20 protein-coding genes are annotated in these 22,050 nt (G+C 69.3%); 9 read left to right on the forward strand and 11 right to left on the reverse strand.

The window, feature by feature from the left end; genetic code table 11:
- The 8 genes from G4D87_RS04595 to G4D87_RS04630 form a co-directional block, all read right to left on the reverse strand.
- Positions 1-1,136 (reverse strand): serine/threonine-protein kinase (locus tag G4D87_RS04595; protein ID WP_504112511.1); only part of this gene is annotated, 1,136 nt, incomplete at its 3' end.
- A 71-nt stretch (positions 1,137-1,207) separates the two neighbouring features.
- Positions 1,208-2,026: a type III secretion protein gene (locus tag G4D87_RS04600; RefSeq protein ID WP_163779335.1), complete on the reverse strand. Its 819-nt coding sequence runs from the start codon at positions 2,024-2,026 to the stop codon at positions 1,208-1,210.
- Between the two features lie 114 nt (positions 2,027-2,140).
- Complete coding sequence (locus G4D87_RS04605) at positions 2,141-2,698, reverse strand: EscF/YscF/HrpA family type III secretion system needle major subunit (RefSeq protein WP_240358006.1); 558 nt, start codon at positions 2,696-2,698, stop codon at positions 2,141-2,143.
- Entirely contained in the window at positions 2,580-3,416 is an 837-nt protein-coding gene (locus tag G4D87_RS04610) for a sigma-70 family RNA polymerase sigma factor (RefSeq protein WP_163779338.1), read from the reverse strand. Before G4D87_RS04610 ends, G4D87_RS04605 begins: the two co-directional genes overlap by 119 nt.
- A gap of 7 nt (positions 3,417-3,423) precedes the next feature.
- Complete coding sequence (locus G4D87_RS04615) at positions 3,424-3,819, reverse strand: hypothetical protein (protein WP_163779340.1); 396 nt, start codon at positions 3,817-3,819, stop codon at positions 3,424-3,426.
- A gap of 16 nt (positions 3,820-3,835) precedes the next feature.
- A complete protein-coding gene (locus tag G4D87_RS04620) occupies positions 3,836-4,267 on the reverse strand; it encodes a tetratricopeptide repeat protein (protein WP_163779342.1) in 432 nt (143 codons plus the stop codon).
- A gap of 30 nt (positions 4,268-4,297) precedes the next feature.
- The gene (locus tag G4D87_RS04625; protein WP_163779344.1) at positions 4,298-4,867 is read right to left on the reverse strand and encodes a hypothetical protein; all 570 of its coding nucleotides are present in this window, start codon (positions 4,865-4,867) and stop codon (positions 4,298-4,300) included.
- 138 nt (positions 4,868-5,005) lie between these two features.
- Positions 5,006-5,281, reverse strand: coding sequence for a hypothetical protein (locus G4D87_RS04630; RefSeq protein ID WP_026113931.1), 276 nt, complete (start codon positions 5,279-5,281; stop codon positions 5,006-5,008).
- A 264-nt stretch (positions 5,282-5,545) separates the two neighbouring features.
- On the opposite strand from G4D87_RS04630, the gene G4D87_RS04635 reads away from it, so the two are divergent.
- The 8 genes from G4D87_RS04635 (at position 5,546) to G4D87_RS04670 (ending at position 14,916) form a co-directional block, all read left to right on the forward strand.
- Entirely contained in the window at positions 5,546-6,166 is a 621-nt protein-coding gene (locus G4D87_RS04635) for an RNA-binding protein (RefSeq protein WP_163779346.1), read from the forward strand.
- Between the two features lie 246 nt (positions 6,167-6,412).
- Positions 6,413-6,910 carry a GbsR/MarR family transcriptional regulator gene (locus G4D87_RS04640; protein ID WP_163779348.1) on the forward strand — a complete coding sequence of 166 codons (498 nt, stop codon included), beginning with the start codon at positions 6,413-6,415 and terminating at the stop codon, positions 6,908-6,910.
- Positions 6,907-7,650, forward strand: coding sequence for an ABC transporter ATP-binding protein (locus G4D87_RS04645; RefSeq protein WP_163779351.1), 744 nt, complete (start codon positions 6,907-6,909; stop codon positions 7,648-7,650). The genes G4D87_RS04640 and G4D87_RS04645 overlap by 4 nt, the downstream gene beginning before the upstream one ends.
- 2 nt (positions 7,651-7,652) lie before the next feature.
- Positions 7,653-9,761: an ABC transporter permease gene (locus G4D87_RS04650; protein WP_163779353.1), complete on the forward strand. Its 2,109-nt coding sequence runs from the start codon at positions 7,653-7,655 to the stop codon at positions 9,759-9,761.
- A 4-nt stretch (positions 9,762-9,765) separates the two neighbouring features.
- Positions 9,766-11,067, forward strand: a complete 1,302-nt coding sequence (locus G4D87_RS04655; protein ID WP_163779355.1) for an ABC transporter permease — start codon at positions 9,766-9,768, stop codon at positions 11,065-11,067.
- Between the two features lie 4 nt (positions 11,068-11,071).
- Positions 11,072-11,854, forward strand: a complete 783-nt coding sequence (locus G4D87_RS04660; protein ID WP_163779357.1) for an outer membrane lipoprotein-sorting protein — start codon at positions 11,072-11,074, stop codon at positions 11,852-11,854.
- On the forward strand, positions 11,851-13,467 hold the full coding sequence (locus G4D87_RS04665; RefSeq protein WP_176409707.1) for a hypothetical protein: 1,617 nt from the start codon (positions 11,851-11,853) through the stop codon (positions 13,465-13,467). Before G4D87_RS04660 ends, G4D87_RS04665 begins: the two co-directional genes overlap by 4 nt.
- A gap of 180 nt (positions 13,468-13,647) precedes the next feature.
- The gene (locus tag G4D87_RS04670; protein ID WP_240358007.1) at positions 13,648-14,916 is read left to right on the forward strand and encodes a hypothetical protein; all 1,269 of its coding nucleotides are present in this window, start codon (positions 13,648-13,650) and stop codon (positions 14,914-14,916) included.
- Here G4D87_RS04670 and G4D87_RS04675 read toward each other — a convergent pair.
- Positions 14,906-16,000 (reverse strand): EAL domain-containing protein, encoded by a 1,095-nt coding sequence (locus tag G4D87_RS04675; RefSeq protein ID WP_163779361.1) that lies wholly within the window; start codon positions 15,998-16,000, stop codon positions 14,906-14,908. The genes G4D87_RS04670 and G4D87_RS04675 overlap by 11 nt on opposite strands.
- 9 nt (positions 16,001-16,009) lie before the next feature.
- Entirely contained in the window at positions 16,010-17,461 is a 1,452-nt protein-coding gene (locus G4D87_RS04680; protein ID WP_240358008.1) for an LVIVD repeat-containing protein, read from the reverse strand.
- A gap of 184 nt (positions 17,462-17,645) precedes the next feature.
- Here G4D87_RS04680 and G4D87_RS04685 point away from each other — a divergent pair, with 184 nt between their 5' ends.
- Positions 17,646-21,359 carry a PD40 domain-containing protein gene (locus G4D87_RS04685; RefSeq protein ID WP_163779365.1) on the forward strand — a complete coding sequence of 1,238 codons (3,714 nt, stop codon included), beginning with the start codon at positions 17,646-17,648 and terminating at the stop codon, positions 21,357-21,359.
- Between the two features lie 7 nt (positions 21,360-21,366).
- Here G4D87_RS04685 and G4D87_RS04690 read toward each other — a convergent pair whose 3' ends face one another.
- Positions 21,367-21,840: a hypothetical protein gene (locus G4D87_RS04690; RefSeq protein WP_163779367.1), complete on the reverse strand. Its 474-nt coding sequence runs from the start codon at positions 21,838-21,840 to the stop codon at positions 21,367-21,369.
- Positions 21,841-22,050 lie beyond the last annotated feature (210 nt).

Here is a 22,050-nt window from a genome sequence, read left to right on the forward strand (position 1 = left end):
TGTCTCGTGCGCCCGGAGACGTGTATAAGCGACAGTGCGGCACCCGGCGCCCCAGCGGGCGCGGGCCCCGCATGCGCTGCCCCACCAGGAGCCGCCGCCTTGGCCGCGGGTGGCGCCGCCGCGGCCGCCTTCCGGGCTCCCGGAGGCGGAGGAAGCACCGCGGACTGACGCGGCGGAGGCGGCGTCGCCAGGCGAACCGGCCGCTCGATGAGGCCACGCGTGGCCAGCCGCTCCAGGTCCATGACGATGTCGGTCCGGCCGCCGTCGCCCCGCGCGGTGGGACGCACGCGCTCCTCGCGCACCCACTTCGCCAGCAGGCTTCCGAACTCACCGCGGTACTTCTCCAGCATGCGCGCGGCGAACTCCGGGGACTGCGCCACGCACGCGCGCGCCAGGCGCTGAGCCCCCGCGCTGCGCAGCGCCACCGCGGGCCGCGTCAGGCCCTCGTGCGGCTCCAGCTGCGTCCTGGCGTCCTCCTCCGGCAGCTTGCGCGGAGCGTTGGCCGCCACGGCCTTGGTGGCCAGCAGCTTCAGGTCCGGCGGCAGCTGTTCCAGCATGGCCTCGCGCTCCGCGTCCGGGAGGCCCGCCAGCGCCGGCCCCAGCACGCGCGCGCCCAACCGGTCGCACATGGTGAGCAGCTCCCGCTGCTGGAGCTGGAGCACGTCCGCGAACTTGAAGCCCGCGGCCTGCTGGCCCGCGACCTCGCGCGCGAGCAGCTCCTCCAGCTTCCACCGCACGATGTCCAGGACCTGCGGCCGGACCTCGCGGGTCAGCTTCACGCGCGAGGGCGGCAGATGCGCGCGCACCGCCTCCGCCAGCGTGCCCGGCAGCGCGCGCAGCACCACCTCCACCAACGCGCCCCGCTCACGTTGCAGCAGGGCGGCCAGCCGCTCCGGCTCGGCGCTCCAGAGCTGCCCACGGCGGTCCTTCACCAGCCGCTTGATTTCCTGCACCAGCGCGGGGATGCGCTTCTCGCGCGGAATCTGAAGCAGCTCCTGCGCGCGATGACGCAGGAGCGCGCCCTCCTCTTCGGGAAGGTGCTCCAGGGCGCCGAGGCTCTCCTGGCCGCAGAACGTCACGGCCGTCAGGAGCAGCATGCTCTGGCGCTTGTTGAGCGAGGTGAAGAACGAGTCCAAACGTCACCTCTCGGGCCCCACGGACGCCCGCTGGGAGAGGGAGGGAAGCCCCACCGTGAGGGGCGGTGACGTCAGGCCTCGGGAGGACGACCGCGGGCGCGCGCGCCAGTGCGCGTGGCCGGGGCGCTGCTGGAGCCGCCGCGCATGAAGGTCCACATCGTCAGGCCCAGCATCGCCAGCACCAGCACGAAGGCGCCCGCGAACATCACCTTGAACTGGCTGGCGCTGGACGCCGTCATGCGCAGCCCCAGCACGTCCTGCAGGCGGCTCTCCGAGTCCGTCTCCGCCGACGGCGGCAAGGCCTGCGTCATCAGCACCGTCACCGCGCTGGCCTTCAGCTCCGGCACCGCGGTGGCCGCGAACTGCTGCACCACGGCGGTGTCGATGGGCGGCCTGCCACCCTCGCCCGGGCGGTACTTGATGAACACCGACGCGGACGGCATCGGCTTGTTCTCCGGCTGCGCGAGGTCGTTGTTCTCCGGAATCATCACGATGGCGCGCGCCTCCAGCACGCCGTCAATCTGGTTCAGCGCGTTGGAGACCTCGCCGCCCATCGCCTTGAGGAGCATGGCGCGCTCCTCCGTCGCGGTGGGCACCATGCTGCCCTTGGAGAAGTGGGCCAGGCCCTTCTCCACCGGGCGCGGCAGCGAGTTGAGCTTGAGCAGCTCCGCCGCCTGCGCGGCATCCGCCTTGGGCACGGTGATCATGAACCGCACCTCGTTGCCGCCTTCCTCCTTCTCCTTCTTGGCGGTGATGCCGTTCTTGCTGAGCAGGACGTAGATTTCGTTGGCGTCCGCTTCGCTCAGCGCGTGCTGGAGTTCAATGTGGCAGCCCGTCAGGAAGAGGAGGGCAAGAAGCGAGGCGGCAAACGCGTGCGGTCGGCGAATCATGGGCGGGTCGGAGCTTACTAGGCCCCCGGAAAACGCGGAAGGGCGCCCCCTCCCGCTCGTAGAGGGAGGGACCGCCCTTCTCAAGGCCGCGTCGCCGGGGAGCCGGGGTTGGGCCTACACCTGGGTCTTGACGACGTCCTTCAGGCCGGTGGTCGCCTTCTCCACGACCTTGCTCGTCAGGTCCAGCTGCTGCGTGTACTGGTACATGGAGGCCTGGAGCGACAGCAGCTCCGCGTTGGAGAACGCCTTGCCGCTGGAGGCCTGCTTGATGATGTGCTCCAGGTTGACCTGGCCCTTCTCCAGGTCACCGACGATCTGCGTCATCATGTCGCCCGCCTTGGACGACTTGGACGCCTCCGCCTTGGCCACCACGGGCTCGGCCGCCTTGGTCGTCACCGACTCCTGGGCACCGCGCACCTTGTTGAGGGCGGCCTTCTCCGTCTTGGTGACGGTCTCCACCTGACGCACGGCATCCGTGCGCTGGGTGGCCTGCGCCGCCTGGGCCTTGTTCACCTGCTGGGTCGCGTCCACCTGACCGGCGCCCTGCGCCTTGTCAGCGAGAACTCCGTCGAACTTCGACGCGCCCTGCTTGTTCGTCTGCTGAGCGCCCTGATCCTGCAGCTTCTGCTGGGCGACCTGCGCCGCGGAGACTCCGGCCATCGGACCCGCCATGTGAGACCCTCCTTGCATCCATCGGAGAAGGAGGAAGCTCCTCCTCCTCGTTCAAGAGTTCCTTGAGCCGGTCGATTGCTCGCGCGTGCAGCCGCGACGCCCAGCTCTTCGACTGTCCTATCTCCGCTCCCGCCTCTTCCAGCGTCCTGCCCTGGAAGTAGTACCCCATCAGGAGCTTGCGCTCCTTCTCCGGGAGCTTCTCGATCGCCGCCCGCACCCGCGTCTTCAGCTGCTCCTGCTCCATCCGGATGTCGACGGGGAGCGACTCGTCGGTGTAACCCGTCGTGTCCGCGCCTTCGATGCTGCTGGCGAAGACCATCGCCAAGCCCGTCACCGCATCCGAGATGTCATTCACATCATCGTCGAATGAGCTGCCGCGGTTGCCTGCTCCGGCCTCACGATCCGAAAGATTTCCCAGATACGCCGCCGCCCGCTCTCCCACATAGGCGCCGCGGGCGTCCGAACCGCGCAGCACGCCCATCTTCCGCAGCCCGTCGAAGATGGCGCCCTTGATGCGGTAGTGCGCGAAGGTGAGGAAGTTGGCCCCGACCTTCGGATCGAACCGCTCGGCGGCCTCCAGGAGGCCTATCTGACCGTAGGCCAGCAGCTCATCCAGCTCCAGCTGGGCATTGAACTGCTTGCGCACGGTCGCGGCCAGCGACCGGACGTAGGGGCCGTACTTCTCGAGGATGACCTGCCTGTCGTCGCCCAGAGCCAAGCGCCGCTCACTCGGCCTTAGACCACAGCCGCTCGAGGACCTGATTCAGCCGCGGATCATCCTGGAGCGCGTCTGCGATTTTGCTGGTGAGTGAAGAAGACTTCATTCGGAGCTTCTCCTTCAGGACTTCGGCGACCAGGGCCTGCGTCGCCTCTTCCTTGCTCTTGAAGCCCCCATTCTTCAGCTTCCGGGCAATGGCCACCGCCTGGGAGGCCACCGGATCCGCGGCCTGGGGGCCCTGGACATTGCTGGAGCCTACCAGACCCGAGGGCCCGACAAGAGACTCCGTCCGGTCCACCCGGCCACCAAAGCTGGCGCCACCCGCCGGAGCCGCGCCGGCAGGGCCCTTCGCGCCACCCGCGCGGCCCTTCCCACCGCCTCGTCCGACACCTCCGACAGCCATCGCCGTGACCTCCGTCCTACGTCTTCGCCGGAGGCAGGACTCCCGCCTCCTTGGCCTGGATGAGGGACTGCGCCAGGCGGGCACCGTCCCCGTCGGGTTCCAGGTCCATGGCGGCCTTCAGCTCCTTGAGCGCCTCGGGCACCTTCCCCATGAACAGCAGCGCCTCGCCCGCATGCGCCCGCGGGAGCGAGGACTGCGGGGCCAGGCGCTGCGCGACGCGGTAGGCCTGCAGGGCCTTGTCATGACGGCCCTGCGAGAACTCCACCGCGCCCAGCGCCAGCTGGGGCACCTCGCTCCGGGGCATCAGCGCGGCCGCCCCGGAGAAGATCTCCTTCGCCTTGTCGAAGTGGCCCATGTCGAGCCACAGGTAACCGGCCTCCAGCAGGACCCTGGCCTGCTGGCGTCCGAGTGGGACGAGGCTGTTCGAAATCTCCGAGGTGTCCGCCATGCACGCTCCCTGGGGCGACGACGCCCGCGGCTAGCGGACGTTGCCGATGGAGTTCTTGATCGTATCGTTGCGCGACTTCATCACGTTCGAGATCGCGGTGAAAGTCTGCGACTCCTGCTGGATGGCGGCCTGCAGGTTCAGGAGCTTGGAGTTCTCCTCGGCCATCTTGTTCAGCGAGAAATTGCCATTGACGGTGTCCGTGGTGCTGCCGGAACCCTGCGCACCCAGGCCCAGCGGCGAGCCGGAGCCGGCCACCGCGCCACCCAGGCCGCCGCCCGCGACGACACCGCCGCCGGCCGGCGCCACCGCGCCGCTCAGGTTGCCCGCCACCGCGGTGTTCATCACGCCCGCGTACGGCGCGCCCATGCCCGAGCCGCCCGTCGCGGAGAACGTGTGCATCGAGGAGACGGCGGCGGAGACAATCTGCCCGCCGGGAACCATGCCCGCCATCGCGCCCACACCCGTGCCCACGGCGCTGGCGGCGCTGTTGAGACCGTTGTGAAGCCGCGCGCCGAAACCGGTGTCCGGCGTCTGCCGCGCCGTCGTGACGTTGGTCGAGAGACGAACGTTCGGGCCCATCATGTTGTCGATCTTCGCCATTGCTTCCTCCAGGCGCTGCTTCCAGCGGAAAGGTCAGAGATCACCGATGCTCAGGATGCTCTCTCTTGCATTATCGGCGGGGGGCACCGCCGGTTGCCTGACCCCGGAAAAAAAGAGCCTCCCGGGGCAAAACCACCGTCATTTCCGGCCCTTGCCACCCTTGGACTCGGCGATCAGCCGCTCGCGGGTCTCCACCAGCATCTCCAGCAGCTCCTCCGCGCGGCCAATGGCGGCCTGGGCCTTCTTGCCCTGCTCCACCTTGGGGCCCTTGAGCTCGGTGAGGCCCGTCTTCACCCCATCGAAGAAGCCACGGACCTCTTCCACGGAGGCCGCCTCGAGCAGCGACTCGATGGCGGGAAACGAGGGCGCGGGGAGGTCCTGCGCGGTCTGGGACGGCTTGGCGGTCGGGGGCATCGCGGAGACGGTCTCCTGTCGGGCCACCAGCCAGGCTGGCCAGTGGGCGCTGGGCCCCCGACGGTAAGGGAAAGCCCCGCTGCCGACAAGGCGCTCGCCTCTTCCCACGACGCGAGCGGCCCCTGGACCACCGCCAGGAGAGCGAACGGCCATTCCAGCAGGGGTGTGGGCAAGCCCTGTCCGCTTCAACAAGCGCACCTAGGTTTTCTCCAACGGGGGACGTCGCAGCCCCCGCCCACTCACAACAACCACAGGAGCAACTCCATGAAGAAGCTCGTTGGCGTCTTCGCCACCATCGCCATGCTTGGAAGCGGTACCGCCCTGGCCAACAACGACGAGAACAAGCCGAAGGACTCGTCGGCGGCGCAGGGAGGCTCCGGCCAGGTGGGTGAGACCGAAATCCAGAAGGACACCACCACCACCATCGAACGCGAGACGACCGCCACGCCCGAGGAGCCGGGCATGGGCGGCTCCGGCACCATGGGCCAGCAGGCCAACATGGGCCAGAAGGAGCTCAACGGCCGCGTGGTGAAGGCGGAGAGCGACAAGATCTTCGTCGACATGCAGGGCGCGGTGGTCCCCCTGGAGGTCGACCGCAGCACCACCTTCAGCGACCCGACCCTGAAGAAGGCCAAGGACCTGCGCCCCGGCCAGGAGATTCGCGCCAGCTACCAGGTGAAGGAGACCAAGAACGTCGCCAAGAGCATCTCCCTCTCGGGCACGGGCGGCGCCGGTGACCCGGCGCTGACGCCCGACTCGTCCATCAACCAGGACAGCGACATGGGCGGCTCCGGCGTGGAGCAGCACGAAGGCACCGGCGGCGCGGGGGACGACAGCACCCTGAACCCGGACACGGGCTCCAACACCTCGCCCGACACGTACTGATGCCCCACCCACGGGCATGTCAGGACCGCACCCCATGATGGGGAACTCAGGGCCCGCAGCCGCCACCCGGCTGTGGGCCCTGGCGCCGTGCCGGGCGCGGACCTCCGGCGCCGTCAGGCCTGCATCACCGTACAGTCCATTCAGTATTGACTGAACGAAGTCCGCCGCCTAAATGCCTGCCCACCGCCCTGGCCGCCACGCGTCCCACCACGGGATGCCCGGCACGGCGAGGCGTGGAGCGCGGGCATGAGGGAGCTGGAGACCGCCGAGCACCGCTTCATCGAAGCGATGGGGCTGTACTTCGAGCGGCGGGGCGGCACGCGCATTGGCGGGCGCATCTATGCGCTGCTGATGCTCGCGGGCGAGCCCCTGTCGAACAAGCGAATCGCCGAGCTGCTCAAGGTGAGCGCGGCCTCGGTGTCCACCAACCTCCGCGCCTGCGCGGACATGGGCCTGGTGGAACCGGCCAGCGTTCCCGGAGACCGGCAGCACTACCACGTCATCCATTCCCAGGGCTGGGAGGGCAAGCTGCGCGTGGCGGAGGAGTCGCTGAGCGCCTTCGCCCGCATCTGCGCCGAAGCCCTCGCGGTTCCGCGCCTCGCTGGCAATCGCAGCTTGCGAGAAGCGTCCGCTTTCTGTGATTTCTACAAGGCCGAGCTGACAGGCATCGCCGAGCGGTGGCGCGCAGCGCATGCCCCCCGTCCGCCACGCCCCGACAAGACTTCGAAAGGACGTACCGCATGAATCCCACCGCTTCGCAGGCCTCCATCGTCTCCATCACGAACGTGACCAAGGACTACACCCTGGGGAAGGTGGTCGTCCCGGCGCTCCGGGGCGTGGACCTGGAGGTCCATGCCGGTGAGTTCATCTCCATCGCCGGGCCCTCCGGCAGCGGCAAGACGACACTGCTCAACCTCATCGGGTGCGTGGACACCGCCACCGGCGGCGTGGTCCGGGTGGCCGGGCAGGACACCAAGCAGCTCACCGAGCGCCAGCTCACGAACCTGCGCCTCAACACCATTGGCTTCATCTTCCAGAGCTTCAACCTGGTGCAGGTGCTCAGCGTCTTCCAGAACGTGGAGTTTCCCCTGCTGCTCCAGCGCAAGCTGGACAAGGCCCAGCGCCGGGAGCGGGTGATGCAGCTCCTGGAGCAGGTGGGCCTGGCCAGCCACGCCAAACACCGGCCCAACGAGCTGTCCGGTGGCCAGCGCCAGCGCGTGGCCGTGGCGCGCGCGCTCGTCACGCGGCCCCAGCTGGTGCTCGCGGACGAGCCCACGGCCAACCTGGACTCGGTGACGGGCCAGAACATCATCGACCTGATGAAGGAGCTCAACCAGAAGGAGGGCACCACCTTCATCTTCTCCACGCACGACGCGAAGGTGATGAGCCACGCCAACGCCGTGGTGCGGCTGGCGGACGGCAAGTTCCTGGACCGCATCAGCGCCGCCGAGGCCAGCCGCGTCATGGCCGCTGGAGGCCACTGACCATGGGACAGCTCCGTTTGCTGCTGCAGGTGGCCTTCCGCAACCTGTTCTCCAGCAAGATCAACCTGCTCATCGGCGGCATCATCTTCTTCGGCACCCTGCTCGTGGTGGTGGGCGGGGCGCTGATGGACAGCATGGACAGCGCGATGAGCCGCAGCATCATCGGCAGCGTCGCGGGCCACATCCAGGTCTACTCGGATGACTCCAAGGACCCGCTGGCCCTCTACGGCAGCATGAGCGGCGAGCCGGACCTGGCCGCGCTGGACGACTTCAGCCAGCTCAAGCCCTTCCTGGAGAAGCACCCCAACGTGAAGACGGTGGTGCCCCTGGGAACCAGCGGCGCCATCATCACCTCTGGCAACACGGTGGACCTGACGCTGTCGAACCTGCGCGAGCTCTACAAGAAGCGCGACGAGGCCGGTGAGACACCCGAGCTGCGGGAGAGCATCGACAGCGTCAAGGGGCACGTCCGGCAGATGGTCAACCTGATGGCCGACCAGACGGCCCGGAGCGAGCAGGAGCTGGGCGGCGCCCAGAAGGACCCCGCGGAGGTGAAGGCGCTCGCCCAGGCGCGCACGGACGCGTTCTGGGACGCCTTCGAGGAGGACCCGTATGCCTCGCTGGAGCTCCTGGAGAACCGCATCGCCCCGCAGATTCCGGACGGAGACATGCTGGAGCTGCGCTACGCCGGCACGGACCTGGACGCGTTCCAGCGCACCTTCGACCGCATGGAGATCGTGGACGGCCAGCCGGTGCCCACCGGCCAGCGCGGCATGCTGCTGTCCAAGTTCTTCTACGAAGAGTTCCTCAAGATGAAGTCGGCGCTCCGGCTGGACCACATCAAGCAGGAGCGGGATCTCAACCAGAAGACCATCGCCACCGACCCGGAGCTGCAGCGCTGGGTGAAGGAGAACCAGGTCCAGACGCGGGAGATCATCTTCCAGCTGGACCCCGTCAAGACGCGGAAGATGGTGGAGCGGCTGCAGAAGCTGCTGGGCAGCCAGGAGCCCGCGCTGGACACGCTGCTGACGCAGTTCTTCACCACCGACGACGCCAACTTCGACACCCGCTACGCCCAGTTCTATTCGGAGCTGGCGCCGCTGCTGGAGCTCTACCGACTGCGCATGGGGGACGTGCTCACCATCACCGCCTTCACGCGCACCGGCTACATGCAGAGCGTCAACGTGAAGGTCTACGGCACCTACCAGTTCAAGGGCCTGGAGAAGTCCGCCATGGCCGGCGCGCTGAGCCTGATGGACCTGATGTCCTTCCGGGACCTGTACGGCTACCTCACCGCGGACAAGAAGGCGGAGCTGGCGGAGATCCAGCAGCAGAGCGGCCTGGAGGCCCTCAGCCGGGACGAGGCCGAGGAGGCCCTCTTCGGCGAGGCCAGCGACAACGTCCTGGTGGCGGAGGCCACGTCCACCGACGTGGACGACCAGGCCGCCTTCATCGGTGACCAGGGGGCGCTCACGCGTGAGAACCTGCTCCAGCGCGTCTACACCCAGCAGGAAATCGAACAGGGCGTGGCCCTGAGCGCGGCGGTGATGCTCAAGGACCCGGAGCTGCTGGAGCAGACGATGGTGGAGCTGCGGCAGGCGGCGAAGGACGCGGGCCTGAAGCTGCGCGTGGTGTCGTGGCAGGAGGCGGCGGGCATCATCGGGCAGTTCGTGCTGCTCGGGAAGATGGTGCTCTACTTCGCCGTCTTCATCATCTTCGTGGTGGCGCTGGTCATCATCAACAACGCCATGATGATGGCCACCATGCAGCGCGTGCGCGAGGTGGGGACCATGCGGGCCATTGGCGCGCAGCGCTCCTTCATCCTGGGCATGGTGCTGGTGGAGACGCTGGTGCTGGGGCTCGTGTTCGGCGCGGCCGGCTCATTGGTGGGCAGCGGCATCATGGCCCTGCTCAACAGCGCCGGCATCCCCGCCGGCAACGAAGCGCTCTACTTCTTCTTCTCCGGCCCCCGGCTGTTCCCCACGCTGAGCGCCAGCAACCTGGTGGCGGCGTTCGTGATCGTCCTGGGCGTCTCCGCCATCTCCACCCTCTATCCCGCGTTCCTCGCGACCCGGGTCTCGCCCCTCCAGGCGATGCAGACGGACGAGTGAGAACATGCTCCAGCTCTTCCTCATCGCATTCCGCAACCTCGGCACCCACCGCAGACGCACCCTGCTGCTGGGCGGCGCCATCGCCAGCGTCACCGCGCTGCTCGTCATCCTCATGGGCCTGTCCACGGGCATGAAGGAGTCGATGCTCCGCTCCGCCACCACGCTGTCCACCGGCCACGTCAACGTGGCCGGCTTCTACAAGGTGACGGCGGGCCAGGCGGCGCCCGTCGTGACGGGCTACCCGGCCATCCTGGAGCAGATCCGCAAGGACGTGCCGGAGCTGGACTTCGCCGTCCAGCGCGGCCGGGGCTGGCTCAAGCTCGTGAGCGAGACGTCCTCCATGCAGGTGGGCGTGGGCGGCATCGACATCCAGTCCGAGCCGGGGCTCCGCCAGGTGCTGCAGCTTCGCGCGGGCACGCTGGACGGCCTGGCCGAGCCCGACACGGTGCTGCTCTTCGAGAAGCAGGCGAAGAAGCTGAACGTCCAGGTGGGCGAGTCCGTGACGCTGGCCGCCCAGACGCTGCGAGGCGCCAGCAACACGGTGGACGCGCGCGTGGTGGCCATCGCGGCGGACATGGGGATGCTGAGCGACTTCGGCATCTTCGTGCCGGCGGACACGCTGCGCTCGCTGTACCAGTTCAAGAGCGACACCGCGGGCGCGCTGCTGCTCTACCTGAAGGACATCCAGCACGTGCCGGCGGTGCAGGCGCGGCTGCGCCAGACGCTGACGGCCGCGGGGCACACGGTGATGGACCACGACCCGCGCGCGTTCTTCATGAAGTTCGAGACCGTCAACCGCGAGGCCTGGACAGGCCAGCGGCTGGACATCACGAACTGGGAGGACGAAATCTCCTTCATCACCTGGACGCTCACCGCGCTCAACAGCCTCACCGGGGTGCTCATCTTCGTGCTGATGGTCATCATCGGCGTGGGCATCATGAACACGCTGTGGATTGCCATCCGGGAGCGCACCCGGGAGATTGGCACCCTGCGCGCCATTGGCATGCAGCGCACGCGCGTGCTGCTGATGTTCGTCTTCGAGGCCATGCTGCTGGGCACGCTGGGCACGCTGGCGGGCGCCAGCGCGGGGTTGGTGCTGTGCCTGGCCGTCAATGCCATGGCGGTGCACGTCCCGGAGGTGGTGGCCGTCTTCATCATGTCGGAGACGTTGAATCTGGCCGTGCACCCCTCGTCCATCCTGGGTGCCATGGCCTTCATCACCGCGTGCACCACCGCCATTTCGCTCATTCCCTCCTTCCTCGCCGCGCGGCTCAAGCCGGTGACGGCGATGCACCACATCGGGTGAACTCATGCGCCTCAAGAACATGTTGTCCGCCGCGGCGCTGGCCGTGTCGCTGCTGTCCGCCCCGGCCGCCCTGGCGCTGGAGCAGGCCGAGCAGGTGAAGCTGCTGGCCACCATCGACGACCGCCAGCGCAACGGCGGCGACTACAAGGCGATGGTGTACCTGGAGCAGAAGGAGAAGGGGAAGGCGGACCTCGTCTACGAGCTGGTCGTCTATCGCCGCGACGAGGACGACAAGCTGATGATGCTCTTCACCAAGCCCAAGGCGGAGGCGGGCAAGGGCTACCTGCGGCTGGACAAGAACCTCTGGAACTACAACCCCAACGTGGGCCGCTGGGAGCGCCGCACCGAGCGCGAGCGCATCGCCGGCACCGACAGCCGCCGCGCCGACTTCGACGAGTCGCGGCTGGCCGAGGAGTATGACCCGTCCTACGAAGGCGAGGCGAAGCTGGGCAAGTACACGGCCCACCTGCTGTCGCTGAAGGTCAAGTCCGGCGTGGACGTGGCCTACCCCGTCCTCAAGCTCTGGGTGGACAAGGCGTCCGGCAACATCCTCAAGCGGGAGGAGTACGCCCTGTCTGGCCGGAAGATGCGCACGGCGCTCTACCCCCGCTGGAAGAAGATGTTCAGCGAGTCCAAGAAGGACGACGTCTGGATTCCGGAGGAGATGCGCATCTACGACGAAGTCGAGAAGGGCAACTCCACCACCATCCTCGTCAAGACGGTGGACCTGCGCTCGCTGGAAGCCAACCTCTTCACCAAGGCGTGGCTCGAGAGCAAGAGCCGATGAGCCCGCGCACCCTCACCCTGGCCGCGGCGCTGTCCGCGGCCCTCACCGGCGCGCCCGCGTGGGCCCAGTCCGAGGAGCGGCCCGACGAGGACGCGCTCTTCGGAGGCGGACAGGAGGAGCCGCCCGCGGAGGCGCCCGCGGGCGAGGACTCGGGCCGGCCCGACGAGGATGCCCTCTTCGGCGGTGAAGGCTCGGAGCCGGCGGCGGACGTGGACCCCGGCACCACCGGTGGCGCCACGGAGCGGCAGCCGCCGTTGACCGAGCCGGCCGGGGACCGGGACGCGGACGTGTTGAACGGCCCGGCGACCCGGAGCGCCTTCGACACCGAGGACGTGCTGGATGATCCGCTGAAGATTGGCGGGCAGTTCTACCTGCGCGGCTTCATGGCGGGCAGTGAGAACACCTCGCTCCGCCAGACGTCCTTCTCCGCCCCCACGCTGGTGGACGGCTACCTCGACGCGCGCCCGTCGGACCGGATCCGTGGCTTCGTCGTGGGGCGCTTGAACTACGACCCCGCCCTGCCGCCCCGGAGTACGCCGGACGCCCCGGCGAACCCGCGCGTGCTGCTGGACCAGGCGTGGCTGCGCTTCGACTTGGAGCACACGGTGTTCTTCACCGTGGGCAAGCAGCATGTGAAGTGGGGCACCGGGCAGATTTGGAACCCCACCGACTTCCTGTCGCCCCAGCGCAGGGATCCGCTGGCCTTCGTGGACCTGCGCACGGGCGTGTCCATGCTGAAGGTGCACGTGCCCTGGGAGTCCCGGGGCTGGAACGTATACGGCATCCTCGTCATGGATGACCTGGGCACGGACGTGGGCGCCATCACCGACCCGAGCGGAAGCCCCACGTCCCAGGCTGGCGGCGGCGACCCGGTCAACCGGCTGGGCCGCCTGGGCGGCGCGCTGCGCGCGGAAGTCCTGCTGGGGTCCGCGGAGCTGGGCGCCAGCGCGGTGGCGCAGAACGGACGTAAGCCCCGCTTCGGGCTCGACGTGTCCTCGCCGCTGGGGCCGCTGGATGTCTACGCCGAAGTGGCGCTGAAGGAAGGCACGGACCGGCCGCTGTACCGCATCCCGGAGGGGACGACGCTCGAGGACATCGCGCAGGATGGTGTCCAGGTGGAGGCGTACATTCCCTCGGGGCTCACGCCGCAGATGACGGCGGGCGCGACCTACAGCTTCCCCTATGGGGAGAACGACCTGGCCGTGCTGGGCGTGGAGTACTTCTTCAACTCCACGGGCTACACCGGCTCGTTCGGGTATCCGTACCTGCTGCTGAAGGACGCCTTCAACCCGCTCTACCTGGGACGGCATTACGGCGCCGCTTACGTCTTCCTGGACCGGCCGGGGTCACTGGAGCGGACGTCCTTCAACCTCTTCACCCTGGGCAACCTGTCGGACCGCTCGTTCACCACGCGGCTCAACGTGATGCACCGGGCGCTCACGTATCTCACGGTGGAGGCGTACGGCTCGGTGAACTACGGACGGCGCGGCGGTGAGTTCCGGCTGGCCATTGACGTGCCGGAGGGGCTCGTCGTGGACGGGCAGCCGATTCCGGCCTTCTCCGTGCCCGCGCCGACGTTCCAGTTGGGCGCGGGGCTCCGCATCAGCCTCTGAGTCCGTCGCGGCGTCCTGAGGTGCCCGAGGGCCGTGCTCCCCTGCGGCTGGGAGCGCGGCCCTGGGTGTTTTCAGGGCTCGAACAGGCAGGTTCCGGATGCCCGCCCCGCGAGCGGCCCTTCGAGCGCCGTACAGGCCGTTGGGGTGTCCGCGGGCAGACGGATGGACAGATTTTTCCCCATGCGCCTCTGGATTGCCATCGCTGCTGGGTTGGGCCTCGGCCAGTCGCCGAGCGCGCCGGTCATGATTCCCCCCGAGGACCCCTCCATCCGGGACCCGGCCGCCGCGGCGCTCCAGGACGCGAACCAGCAGGCGGCCGAAGAGATTGAAGGGCTGAGGCCCCCGGCGGGCTACGTCTACGAGATGCCGGAGGATGCGTCGCGGCTCGACTTCGTGCTGACGCCCGTCCTGCCCGACGGCGCGCCACCGCCGACCACGGGGCAGGTCGCCGCCGAGGAGACCGCGCAGACCTACGAGCCGATTCCCTCGCCCCTGGAGGCGCTGCAACAGGAGCAGGCCGCGATGGGTGGGAGCGGACAGCAGACGGGTGATGACGGCACCGAGGCGGGCCAGGACACCCCGGGTGGGACGGCGACGGGTGCGGGAGGCTCCGGTGTGGCCGGGCAGCAGGACGAGCGTGGCACCGGCACCGTCGGCCAGCAGGACGTGAGCGGAACCGGCACGAGCATCGGCAACACCGGCACAGGTGGCGGCGGCACATCCGGCGCTCAGACGGCCCCTCAGCAGGGCACCACCACCGACCAGAGCGGCACAGCGCCCTCCCCCGCCCCCGTGACGCCGGCCTTCATCGGCGGCTCCGAGCCCATTGGCCGCTCCGAGCCCATTGGCCGCTCCGAGCCCATTGGCCGCTCCGAGCCCATTGGCACGCCGCCCACCGTGGCGCCCGTGAACAACCAGACGGGCACCGGCGGCGCGGGCACACCGAACACGAACCCGCCGCCCGCGCAGCAGTTGGAGCAACTGCGCGAGCGAATGAAGCAGCTCGAAGCCCAGCTCAACGAGCGCGACGCCGACCTCACCGTGCGCAACCAGGCCGTGCAACTCCAGGTGGACACCTACGGCGACCGCGCGGTCGACGTGGAGCAGGCGCGACAGGACCGGCTGTCCCAGATTCAGACCGCCAGCCAGTGGATGCTCGCGGCGGACACGGCGCTGGAACAGGGAGAGCTGGACGTCGTCAATGCGCTCGACATCGCCGACAACGCCTTCGCCGACTTGCGTGACAGCGCGGAGGCGGACGGCCAGGGGACCGTCGTCGTCCACGCGGAGCGCCTGCGTGCGGCGCTCAACCTCGCCCGCGGCTTCGTCAACAACCGCGACGGCTACAACGCCCGGCTCGCCCTCCAGGAGGCAGGCGCCCAGCTGAGCCTCCTCCGCGCCGCCAACCTCGAGCGGCAGGCCACGGGGAACGTGCTGCTCAATCCGTGAACGACGGCGTCGCCCCCACGGGGGGACTCTGCGGCCGGGCGATGAGATAGCCCTGCACGAAGTCCACCCCGTGCTCGCGGACCCAGCGCAGCTCCTCGTGCGTCTCGATGCCCTCCGCCACCGTGCGGATGCCCAGCGTCCGCGCAATCTCCAGGAGCTTCTCCACGATGGAGCCCTTGTACGGGTCCAGGTGGACGTCACGCACCAGCTCCATGTCCAGCTTGATGATGTCCGGACGCAACTGGTGGATGAGGTTCAGCGACGAGAAGCCCGCCCCCAGGTCGTCCAGCGCCACCTGGAACCCCGCCTTGCGGTAGAAGTCCACGATGCCGCGCAGATGCTCCGCGTCCGCCGTCTGGTCCGTTTCGATGATTTCGAACACGACACGCTCCGGCGCAATGCCCGCCGCGTGGATGGCCTCCACCGTGGAGCGAAGACAGAACGAGGCGTCGTAGATGGCCGTGGGCGTGAAGTTGATGAAGAGGTGCGTGTCCAGCCCGTGCTTCACCGCCTGCCGGATGGCCGTGGTGCGCGCCGCCAAATCCAGTTGGAACAGCAGGTCCGCCTCGCGCGCCGTCTGCATCATCCGTCCGGGCGACACCAGCGCGCCGTCCGGCTCCAGGCCCCGCATCAACGCCTCGTGCGCGAAGATGCGGCGGGTGTCCCGCGCATGGACGATGGGCTGGAAGTGCGTGGTGAGCCGCTCCTCGGAGAGCAGCGCCACCAGCCACCCCGCGCGCGTCCGCCTGACGAGCCGCTGGAGTGAGCCCACCCGGGCATAGTCACCCAGCCCGGGCTCCGCCTCCCCCAGCATGAACAGCGCCCGGGTGGCCCGCGCCTCCTCCTGCGGGAGCGCGGCCAACAGGCTCGAGGCCAGAGGCGACAGCGCCGCCTCCGGGACCCGCACCTCGACGCAGTGGACCTCGGCGCGCACCTGGACCTCGTGCCGCGCCTCCCGGAGGAAGGACAGGAGCCGGCCCTGGCTGTGCCCCACCGGGCTCCACAGGAACAGCCGCCCGGCGCCCTCCATGTTGGGAGGAAGCGCCTGGCACCTGCCGCAGGACCGCGTCGGGGTCTCGCTCATCCAGACAGCCTACTCCGTCGTCTCGCGGAAGATGAGCAGGCCTCGCGAAGAATCTGTTGCGTACACGAAGCCGTCGCCCGGCACGTGCACCTTGCTCAGGCCTTCGAGGAACGCGACGCCGTGGCCCGCGTCCGTCTCCCGCCAGGTGTTGTAGTACCCTACCTGCTGGGGCGAGCCGGGGACGGACACGTCCACGATGCGCAGGCCGTCCTGACCATAGGCCAGGTAGACCTTCGTCCCGGAGAACGCCACCGCGCGGATGGACACCTCCGGGCGCATCCGGAACTCCCCCGTCCGGGCCACCGTGGCCGGCGCGCTCACGTCCAGCACGCTCAGGTGCGCGCCCCAGTCCTCGCCCACGTCGAACGCGTAGGGCCGGTCTCCCACCATGCCGACCGCCGTGGCGCGCGACGGGGTGTTGGCGAAGCGGCCCAGCAGCTTCGGGCGCGACGGGGTGGTGACGTCCGAGACGGTCATTCCGAAGGACCAGTTGCTCACGTAGAGCCGGCCGCCCATCGCCGCGACGTGCAAGGGCACCTCACCCGCCAGCGGCTCCGCGCCCTCGACGAAGTACCGCGTGAGCTGCTTCGGCTCCGCGGGCGTGGCGACGTCGTAGACGTACACCTCCGAGTTGGGCGCCGGAGACGCCGCGTACAGGACGTTTCCGTCCAGCGCGAGGGAGTTCACCTCCACCACGGACTCGGGGACGGAGCGCAGGCGGACGGGCACCGCCGGGTTGGTGATGTCGAACACGATGACGCCGCTGCGGCGGCTGCCCACGTAGAGCGTGCTCCCGTTCACCAGCGCGTCCGTGAAGAAGTCGTTGGACGGCTCGGACAGGCGGACCTGGCGCGGCTGCGCGGGGTCGCTCAGGTCGAACACGACGAGCCCCTTGGCCCCCGCCGTCACGTAGGCGTGGCCATGGGCCACCGCGACGTTGGTGATTGTGGCGTCCGTCAGCTTCACCTCGCCGACCAGCGCCACGCCGGAGCGCTCCTCTTCACCCGCGCGGCGGCCCACCCGGACGGCGTCGAAGGTGCCCTTCAGGTCCGCCGTCCCGTTGGCGCAGCGCCGGAAGATGCCCGACATCTGCCCGGGCCCGGTCGAGGAACACCCGGCGGCGGCGAAGCGGATCGTCAAGCCGTTGGCGTCCTGGAACTCGCTGGCCAGGAAGAACGACTCCGGGGTGCTCTGCCGCTCCGTGGCGGCGACGCCCAGCAGCATCTGGGTGTTGCTGCCCCCTCCCGACAACCGCATGGCGGCCGCGGCACCGGAGCCGTCGTTGAGGTTGACATTGAGGTTCCAGATGCCCTCGGGTTGTACGGCCGCGAGGCTTGAAAGCTGGCAGGCCGACACATCGATGGCCTCGACCTGACACTCCGCCTTGGGAGCGGACGGATTGTCATTGCCGCAGGCGGTGGCGAGCGCCAGGGTGCTGGTGAATGCGAGGAGGCGGTTCATGCCCCCCTGCATATCATCCGGCGCCAGCACCCGACGAAACAGCGCGCTCCTCCGGCCTCCAAGGGAGCGATGCCCACCGCCCGTCAAGTAAACGGAAAGAAATGGTCCGGACACTTGTATACCCGGGCCGCTGGGAGGCAGCCTCCCAGGCAGGTGTAGTCTCGCCGGTACCCCACCCACAGAGGTGCCTTCAGTGAACCCCCGTCCCCTCGCCGCTGCCCTGCTCGTCCTGCTCTTCCCGGGGCTCGCGCTTGCCCAGTTCTACGTCGTGCCCCGAAGGCCCGGGAAGACGGCGGTGAACAGCTATGAATTCGAGTGGCGGCACACGGACATCCTCGTCGGTCCGGGGGCCACGGGGCTGGCGGAGCCCGCCGAGCGGACGGCGCACGAACAACCCCCGAAGAGCCCGGGCGGCGCCAACCCGGGCGCGCCCACCACCTCGCCGGATGTGGGCGACACGAAGGAACCTCCCGCCGGTCCGCCCTCGGAGGCCACGGGAGGCCCGTCCGAGCCCCAGTCCCAGCCGGGGCTGCCCGGCAGCACGCCGGTGGTGCTCGGGGACGCGACCGACGCGGGCGTGCCGCCCTTGACGACGGGTGAAGACGGGGGCGCCCCGGAGCGTGGCCTGGCGGCCTCGGACGCGGGGACGGCGGACGGCGGCGCATTGGCCGCGGCCGATGCGGGGACGGAGGACGGCGGCGCCCTGGCCGCGGCCGATGCGGGGACGGAGGACGGCGGCTCGCTGGCGGCCGGTGGCACCGACGCTGGCCAGCAGGACGCGGGCGCCACCTACTTGATGGCCAGCGACCCCGATGACGGCGGGACGGTGCTGGGCGGCGGCCAGTCGGTGTTCGCGGGCGCGGACGGTGGGTTCAACTACACCTACGCGAAGTCGCTGGGGGACAAGTCGGGCGGAGTGCGCTTCTACTTCTATGAGCGTGAGCGCATGGTGGCCGAGCGCGCGGCGCCGCTCATCGAGGAGGCCTACCGGTACCTGGTGGACCAGTTCAAGTACGTGCCCACCAAGACCTTCCCCTACATCCTCTACAGCAGCTACCAGGAGTTCCTGCAGACCAACCTCTTCGCCGTGTCCGAGGGCACGCTGGGGCTCACCAGCACCGGCGAGGACCTGAAGCTGACGCTGCCGTACCTGGGTGACCACCGCCTCTTCGAGGAGGTCAGCACCCACGAGCTGGCGCACCAGTTCACCATCCAGAAGGTCCGCACCGTGGCCGAGCAGGCCAAGATGTTCGGCGACCCGCTGCAGGCCATCCCGCTGTGGTTCATCGAAGGGCTCGCCGAGTTCTACGCCAAGCGCGGCATGGACCCGGAAGCGGAGATGCTGGTGCGGGACCTGCTGGTGAACCCGGACCTCTTCAAGGGCTACGCCTTCCTCGACTTCTTCTCCCCCGGGCCCTACGGCTACCTGTGGATCTACAAGGTGGGCCAGGTCCGCGTGTCCTTCCTGGAAGAGGAGTACGGCGCCGGCTTCATCCAGCGCGTGCTGGAGGAGTCGCCGCGGCTGGCGGGTGGCTCGCGCGACTCACCGTCGCTCAAGTTCGAGGAGCTGCTGGAGCGGCTCACCGGTGACAACCCCAAGCGCATCTCCGCGCGGTTCGAGAACTGGCTGAAGCGCCGGGCCTTCAAGACGTACCTGGCGTCCGAGCAGTCCGCGCCGGCGTTGGACCTGCTCGACAAGGCGCCCGGCTACACCACCGCCATGGCGTCCTCTCCTTCGGGCAACGTGCTGGGGCTGCGCACCATCGTCCCGGAGACGGGTGAGAGCCGGCTGTACATCATGGACCCGCGCGTGCCGGACAAGACGGTGAAGGTGGCGGGTGACGGCGTGCCGGGCGTGGAGTCGCTGCACCCCATCTCCGGGCGCAGCTTCGCGTTGACGAACGACAAGCTGGCCTTCATCGCCGAAATCACCGGGCGCGACATCATCTACGTGCAGGACTACACGCACAAGTCGGAGCAGCGAGGCTCGGACGTGCTGGTGCGCCGCAACGCCATCCGGACCGGCATCGACCGGGAGGTGGGCCTGGTGGTCGACCTGAGCCTGGGTGGCCGCACCGCGTACCGCATCGACCGGCACGGGCTGCTCGCGGCGTACTCGCCGGCCTTCTCGCCCGACGGCCGGTGGGTGGCGTTCATCGGCATCAACGACGCGGGCCTGCGGGACATCTACGCCATCGACCTGCAGGCGGGCCCGGACGCCCCGCCGCTGCAGCTCACCGACGACGTGTTCTCCGAGCGCGAGGTGACGTGGGGTCCCTCCGGCGTCATCTTCACGTCGGACGCGACGTCCCACCGCCAGTTCAACCTCTTCCGCGTGCGCCCGGACGCTCCCCGGCAGGTGGAGCGCCTCACCAGCGAGGAGCGGGACCACACGGCCCCGGTGGCCCTGGCGGACGGACGCCTCTTCTTCACCGCCTTCAACAACAGCAGCTCCGACCTGCACGAGCTGACGAAGGACGGCCGCATCGTGCGGCGCACGGACCTGACGACGGGCGTCTTCGAGCCCGGCCCTGGCCCGGACGGCGGCCTGTGGATGCTGTTCCACGTCTCCGGTGAGCGCCGGCCCGCGGTGCTGCGCCCGCCGCGCATGCTGGCGCTGGACGTCCCCGCCGAGCCGCCGCCGGAGCCGCCCAACCCGCTGGCGGTGCGGCCCCTCACGGACGCGACGAACTACGAGCCCTTCACCCGGCAGAACCTGGAGTTCGGGCCCTTCTTCGGCTTCGCGGGCGCGGGCGGCGGCGGCTTCGTGGGCCAGCTCTTCGCGGCGGCCAGTGACCGCATGAAGGACCACCAGTTCCTGCTCACCCTGGCGGTGTACGGCAGCTTCGACCTGACGGACGGCTACCTGCTCTACGTCAACGACAAGTCGCGCACGACGTGGGGCGGCGGCCTCTTCCAGTCCCTGCGCTTCCGCGTGGACCGCACCTTCGAGGGCGAGGAGGGCGCGCAGAACGCCTTCTTCACGTCGGGTGAGCGCTTCTTCGGCGCGCTCGGCAGCGCGCGCTACCCGCTGAGCACCTTCCTGTTCGTGCAGGGCGACCTGGCCATTGGTGGCACCCGGTACTTCCTGGACGACTACACGGAGTTCGAGCTGTTCTTCCCCGAGCGCAACGCGGCCAACCGGGAGCTGCTGACGGAGTGGAACTCGCGCAACCGCTCCATTCGCTTCCAGACGGAGCTGAGCGGGCAGATTGGCTATGACAGCCTGAAGTACCACTACGCCACCGGACCGCTGTCCGGCAGCGCGGCCATGCTGGAGACCACGGTGGGCGTGCAGCCCTTCGACAACCAGGCCTACGGCAACGTGCGCGTGGACGCGGAGCGCTACTTCCCCATCTACGGCCGCGCGAACATCTTCATCCGCGGCGGCCTGGGCACCACGCTGGGAGGCCAGTACGCGCGCTCCTACTTCCTGTCCTCGTTCGACACGCTGCGCGGCGTGAACTTCGGCGACATCCAGTGGCTGCTCGGCCGGCACTACGTCTACTCCACGCTGGAGGCGCAGCTGCCGCTCAACGACATCATCCGGGTGGCCTTCCTCAGCGACCTGGAGGCGATTGCCGCCATCGACGCGGGCGGCGTCGGCGAGGGGCGGGATGACCTGTGGAACCACCGCGTGGTGAACGGCGTCGTCGGCTTCAACCTCGCGCTGGGGCCCCTGCTGCTGCGCCTGCACTTCGCGCGGCCGTTCGACGTCGGCGCCGCGGCGGGCCAGCCAGACCCGGGCTGGGTGACGAACTTCTCGCTGGGCATCGCGGGCCTCAACGGCTTCTTCGACCAGGCGAACACCGGGAAGAGCGTCGGCCCGGCGCCGACGCCCATGTCGCCGGCCCTGATGCCCTCCCTGGGAGGCGGCTACACCGCGCCGCGCCGCTGAGGCGGCGTCAGGAAGACTGCGCGGCGACGAGGGCGGCGTTGGCCCGGGCCATGGGCCCGCCCTCCATGGGGATGCGCTCGAAGTCGCCGCGCAGCGCCTTGATGGCGAACTTCTCCAGGTCGATTTCCCGGCGGGTGCGCACGCCGAGCCCGCGCAGCAGCTCGGACAGCGGGCTGAAGCCGGACAGGCTGTGCTGGAGCAACATGCCCCCCGCCACCGCGGTGAGCCTCCGCCAGCGTCCGCCGTCCCGCCGGCCCAGCAGCAGGCCCAGCAGGCCCAGGGCCGACGTGCCCACGGCGAGGGCGCGGTGGATGTCCCACTCGCGCTCCAGCCGGGCGAGGTAGCGCGTCATCTCCGCGCGGTCCCCCTTCTCGGCCATGTACCGGACGCAGCGTTCCACGCGCTCGTCGATGCGCCGGTTCACCACCAGCGGCGTGTGGACACGGACGGTGTCGGACGACGTCTGGTTCCATGATTCCATATGAGGCCCTCTCTCCCTGACACGGCGCCCCCTCTTCTTTGAAAGCTAGGACCGCCGCCCCACGCCGTGCACAGCCCACCCGAGGAAAGGGGCCCCGTTCAGCCTGGCCGCCTGCCCCGCCAGGGGCCCCTTCGCGTCCCATTCCCTCCAGGGAGGGACAAGCAGCCAGGTTGGGTAATCCGTTTCCCTTGCACGCGACGGCGGGGGCCT

The organism is Myxococcus vastator, from assembly GCF_010894475.1.
In the GTDB taxonomy this organism is placed as follows: domain Bacteria; phylum Myxococcota; class Myxococcia; order Myxococcales; family Myxococcaceae; genus Myxococcus; species Myxococcus vastator.

Coding starts and splice junctions, on each gene's coding strand:
- G4D87_RS04600 (WP_163779335.1), bottom strand. CDS start 2,026: ATGATTCGCCGACCGCACGCGTTTGCCGCCTCGCTTCTTGCCCTCCTC.
- G4D87_RS04605 (WP_240358006.1), bottom strand. CDS start 2,698: ATGGCGGGTCCGATGGCCGGAGTCTCCGCGGCGCAGGTCGCCCAGCAG.
- G4D87_RS04615 (WP_163779340.1), bottom strand. CDS start 3,819: ATGGCTGTCGGAGGTGTCGGACGAGGCGGTGGGAAGGGCCGCGCGGGT.
- G4D87_RS04620 (WP_163779342.1), bottom strand. CDS start 4,267: ATGGCGGACACCTCGGAGATTTCGAACAGCCTCGTCCCACTCGGACGC.
- G4D87_RS04625 (WP_163779344.1), bottom strand. CDS start 4,867: ATGGCGAAGATCGACAACATGATGGGCCCGAACGTTCGTCTCTCGACC.
- G4D87_RS04630 (WP_026113931.1), bottom strand. CDS start 5,281: ATGCCCCCGACCGCCAAGCCGTCCCAGACCGCGCAGGACCTCCCCGCG.
- G4D87_RS04635 (WP_163779346.1), top strand. CDS start 5,546: ATGAAGAAGCTCGTTGGCGTCTTCGCCACCATCGCCATGCTTGGAAGC.
- G4D87_RS04640 (WP_163779348.1), top strand. CDS start 6,413: ATGAGGGAGCTGGAGACCGCCGAGCACCGCTTCATCGAAGCGATGGGG.
- G4D87_RS04645 (WP_163779351.1), top strand. CDS start 6,907: ATGAATCCCACCGCTTCGCAGGCCTCCATCGTCTCCATCACGAACGTG.
- G4D87_RS04650 (WP_163779353.1), top strand. CDS start 7,653: ATGGGACAGCTCCGTTTGCTGCTGCAGGTGGCCTTCCGCAACCTGTTC.
- G4D87_RS04655 (WP_163779355.1), top strand. CDS start 9,766: ATGCTCCAGCTCTTCCTCATCGCATTCCGCAACCTCGGCACCCACCGC.
- G4D87_RS04660 (WP_163779357.1), top strand. CDS start 11,072: ATGCGCCTCAAGAACATGTTGTCCGCCGCGGCGCTGGCCGTGTCGCTG.
- G4D87_RS04665 (WP_176409707.1), top strand. CDS start 11,851: ATGAGCCCGCGCACCCTCACCCTGGCCGCGGCGCTGTCCGCGGCCCTC.
- G4D87_RS04670 (WP_240358007.1), top strand. CDS start 13,648: ATGCGCCTCTGGATTGCCATCGCTGCTGGGTTGGGCCTCGGCCAGTCG.
- G4D87_RS04675 (WP_163779361.1), bottom strand. CDS start 16,000: ATGAGCGAGACCCCGACGCGGTCCTGCGGCAGGTGCCAGGCGCTTCCT.
- G4D87_RS04680 (WP_240358008.1), bottom strand. CDS start 17,461: ATGAACCGCCTCCTCGCATTCACCAGCACCCTGGCGCTCGCCACCGCC.
- G4D87_RS04690 (WP_163779367.1), bottom strand. CDS start 21,840: ATGGAATCATGGAACCAGACGTCGTCCGACACCGTCCGTGTCCACACG.